The sequence below is a fragment of the Nitratidesulfovibrio liaohensis genome, from assembly GCF_011682075.1.
GTDB classification, from domain to species: Bacteria; Desulfobacterota; Desulfovibrionia; order Desulfovibrionales; family Desulfovibrionaceae; genus Cupidesulfovibrio; species Cupidesulfovibrio liaohensis.
On sequence record NZ_VSMK01000256.1, the window covers coordinates 1 to 3,992 of the forward strand.

The 3,992-nt window shown below is 68.5% G+C and carries 3 protein-coding genes and 1 pseudogene; 1 reads left to right on the top strand and 3 read right to left on the bottom strand.

The window, feature by feature from the left end; genetic code table 11:
- Both FVW27_RS09715 and FVW27_RS09720 read right to left on the bottom strand, forming a co-directional pair.
- Positions 1 to 450, bottom strand: a pseudogene (locus tag FVW27_RS09715) (hypothetical protein); the annotation flags it as partial.
- A gap of 170 nt (positions 451 to 620) precedes the next feature.
- Positions 621 to 1,877, bottom strand: a complete 1,257-nt coding sequence (locus FVW27_RS09720; RefSeq protein WP_167124705.1) for a hypothetical protein — start codon at positions 1,875 to 1,877, stop codon at positions 621 to 623.
- Between the two features lie 414 nt (positions 1,878 to 2,291).
- Here FVW27_RS09720 and FVW27_RS09725 point away from each other — a divergent pair, with 414 nt between their 5' ends.
- On the top strand, positions 2,292 to 3,335 hold the full coding sequence (locus FVW27_RS09725; protein WP_167124707.1) for an esterase/lipase family protein: 1,044 nt from the start codon (positions 2,292 to 2,294) through the stop codon (positions 3,333 to 3,335).
- Here the strand turns inward: FVW27_RS09725 and FVW27_RS09730 are convergent.
- Positions 3,320 to 3,992: glycosyltransferase (locus tag FVW27_RS09730; protein WP_167124709.1), on the bottom strand; the 673-nt coding region annotated here is incomplete at its 5' end. The two genes, FVW27_RS09725 and FVW27_RS09730, sit on opposite strands and share 16 nt — an antisense overlap.

Below are 3,992 nucleotides of genomic sequence, written 5' to 3' on the forward strand. Positions count from 1 at the left end.
CAGCACGGCCACGCTGGCAACCCCTGCGAACACCGCAGGCAGCACGGCGGCCAGCAGGCACGGGGCCGATGCCCACGCCGCGTCCACGCAGACCAGCGCCCAGGCGCAGGGAGAAACATGCTCCACACTGGTGAAGCCCTGCCGCCAGCGCGTGGCGGTTCGCCCCTCGCGCATGTCGCCCGTGCCAGCACCCCCTGCTGCCCCGTACAGCACATGCAGACGGGCGATGCAGGTCTTCAGTCGGGCGCGGTCCACGTCGCCGGTACCCTCGTAGGCGGCTGCAAAGGCGGCATCGTCAACGGGGATGATGCCGGGCATGGAGGCCAGCATCTCGGCAATATCAGGCCCGGCCATGTCCTGCGTGGCCACGTTCGGCCCGAAATCGTCCGGCGTGGCCGCATTCCCGACGCACACTGAAGGGGAGAAGGAAAAATCGCTGGCTGAGGACATGCGGTTCCTGCTGTTGCGGTAGAAAAACGGTGCGCGCGCAATGGGTGCCATGACCCCGCCGCACGCTGGGCGCACTATAGCCGGTCGCCGGAAACGAGGCAACGCGCGACGTTACGCCGCGCGTTGCCGTTGCCGCCCATGGCGTTGAGGCGTGAAGGAAACGGTCCGGGCTACGAACCCAGCGCGGGCTTGCCCAGCCGTTCCTTCATGTAGTTCTTGAGCAATGCGCTCACCAGCTCTTCACGGCTCAGGTGGGTGGCGTAGGCGCCATCCTTGATGATCTTCCAGAAGTCGTCGCGGGAGAGGATGGAATCTTCCTTGGCCACCACGGCCAGTCGCACGCTGTAGTCGGCCAGCGCCGTGCGCAGGGCGTCCTCGTTCATGCCGTCGAACTCGCCGGTGCGCGCGGCAATGGTTTCGGCGGGGGGCAGCCGGTCCGATTCCAGCACCTGCCGGAAGCCGACCAGAAAACGCTCCGCCCCGGAACGGATGTGCTTGCGCTGCACCACGTTCAGGTTGGCCCACCCGGCCTTCACCCACTTGAACAGTGCGTAGCCGGTGGCCCTGGCGCCGGGTTGCTCCTCGAAGAAGACGGTGATGGTGGCGGAATCGTACATGTAGGTGTCCATCCAGCTGATGCCGCGCGTGGTGGCGCCGGGCACGCCGGAATAGACGTATTCCCAGTCGGTGTCCTTGCCCACGATGGCGCCCTTGCGGCCCACGGTGGAAGGTTCGGCCTGGCGCGAGACGGAAACCAGCACCGCCCGCCCCTCGTGCCGGGTGAGAATCAGCAGGCGGTTCAGGGTGTAGGCGTAGTAGCACCCGCTGAAGGTATCGGGGGTGATTTCCTCGCGCTCGGCGCCGTGCAGCACCAGCGGCGCATCGGCCAGCCCCTGGTCGGCGGCGCGCTCCCACAGGCGCAGACCGTTCTTCATGATGTCGCTGCCCGGCTGCCAACGGCTGCTGCGAATGGACGCGGGAAACACGGCTTCTTGCGGAATGGCCGGGTCGTAGCAGTATCGCAGCAGCTTTTCCAGCGGGGCATTGATCTGGCTGCGATAGAAGATGCCGTAGCCGGGATCGCGCTTGGCGGGCAGGGCCTTTTCGGTGGCGGCGCCGGGCTGCATGGCGAAGTCAAGCAGCGTGTTCAGCGCGGCAATATCCAGGCCCTTGCCGGGCACGGCACCACGGTCGCCCACGGCGCCGAGCAACATGGTGACGGCGTCTTCCACCGGTGCGGGCAGGTTGCCCTTTTCACTGGTCTTGTCGGCGTTGTCATCGGACGCCAGGGTCGTTGTGGGCAACGCCAGGGCCAGGCCAAGAACAAGGGCGCACGACGCGGCCAGCGCGAACGCGGCTTGAGAACCGTTACGGACTGCGGCGCAAAGGGCCGGGATACGGCAACGCGAAAGTAAACACATCGGCATGGGGCGAAAAGACCTCGTGACGGATGGCGTGTCGGCAGGGGTGGACGGCGCAAGGCGGACCGGGCCGGAAAATGCGCCGAAAAAACGCGGCATGGACTTGTCCGGCGGCACACCGGGTGGCTTCGTGCCGCAAGGGGTACGACCAGCCTGGCCAGACTTTGCGAAAAAACAGGCCAGACGTTCCGGAAAACGGGGCGGTCATACCGGGAGCATGAGGACCGTACGCATAACGCCCGCCCCGGCCCATGCCCGCCCCACGGGGACGGCAAGGGGGCGCGACGGGCGGTGCCGGGCAATGAGCGGTCATGCTTGTCCCCTAAACAGTAATTGGCTACTCTGGTCACGTCAAGACAACCGGCGCGGCGGCGGGCGCATGCCCTCCCCGCGCCGCATTCCTCCCCACGAGGCCTGTGCATGTCCCTGCTGCTGGTGCCCCTGTGCATCGCCCTGGCAATCGCCGTGATCAGCTACCTGCTGTTCTTTCGCGCCGCGCGCCGCGACGCCGCGTCCACGCCCCCTCCCGCGCTGGTGGTGCGCGGTGTGGCCTACAGCGTGGCCGGGGTGGTGCTGGCGCTGGCCTTGTATCCGTTCGGCCCGTGGTTCCGAAGGCGCTGCCGCCCCTGCCCCTTTCCGCGCCGGACCGTGCCGGAAGGCTGGCATCATGCGGATGCACCCTGCGCAGGACGCACTGCCACATCCCCTCCGCGTCCCGATATGCCGCCAGTCCTGCTCATCCATGGCCTGTACCACAACGTCACGGCGTGGGCCCTGTACCGCCGCTGGCTGATGGAGGCCGGATTCACGCGGGTGTACTGCCACGGCTATTCCAGCTGGCACACCGAATTCGGGTTGCTGGTGGACGAACTGGACGAGGCGGTGCGCGACCTGCGGGCCGCGCATCCGGGTGAACGCCCCCTGCTCATGGGGCACAGTCTGGGGGGATTGCTGATCCGGGGCTGGCTGGCCGACGCGGCCAACCAGCAACTGGTGGCCGGGGCCGTGACCCTGGGCACGCCGCACCAGGGCAGCACCCTGGCCCGGCTGGGCGCGGGGCGGTTAGCCCGCAGCCTGACCTTCCGGGGGGCGCTGATCCGCGAGTTGGAAGCCACCGAGGCCCCGTCCGACGTGCCCTGCGTCGCCCTGTATTCCCCCATCGACAACATGGTGGTGCCGCAGGAAGGGCTGCACGTGACCACGCCCGGCTGGACCCTGCGCGCCTCGCCCGCCGTGAGCCACATCTGGATGCTCTGGGACCGGGCTACGGCGCGGCTGGCCATCGAATCGTTGCGTGAACTGGCGTTCCGGCACGCCGCGCGGGAACGGGACGACAATGCGTGCGGCCACACAACATCCGGCCTCACTGGGCCCGGCGAGCCGCCGTACGCCGATTCTGCCCCGGAACGGCCAGCAGGCGCCAGGAACTCTGATCTGGAGAGCTCCGGCTACAGCCGGGCGTAGACTTTCAGGTAGTCTTCCACCATCCGGTCCACGGTAAACCGCGTCCGCCAGACATCCCGTCCCGCCCGGCCCAGGGTGCGTGCCAGGCGGGGGCGTTCCAGCAAGCCCACCACCGAAGCGGCCAGGCCACCCCAATCGCCTTCGTCGGCCAGGGCACCGGTAACGCCGTCCTCCACCTGTTCCGGCAGCCCGCCCACGCGGAACGAACACACCGGCACACCGGCTGCCATGGCTTCCAGCACCACCAGAGCGTGGTTGTCGGCCAGCGTGGGATACACGAACACGTCCGACGCGGCCAGCAGGGTATCCAGCATGACGCGGTCCACGTAGGGCCAGCGCAGCAGATCGCCATCGCGCCCGGCGGCGTCGCCGCCCACCATCAGCCCCACTGCGGCGGGCACGGCGCGCTTCACCTCGCTCCACAGGGCCATCCAGCGGTGCCCTCCCTTGAGCATGGCCTGCTCGCCCCCGTGCGCCACGAAAATGGCCACCCGCGCATCGGGCGCGATGCCCAGCGCGGCGCGGGCCTCTGCCTGCGTGGGACCATCCGCCGACTCCACGCCGTTGGGCACCACACTGCATGGCAAATCTGGAAAGCGCGCCCGCACCATGCGGGCCAGCCAGCCCGACGGACTGACCAGCAGCGGCGCGGCGGCG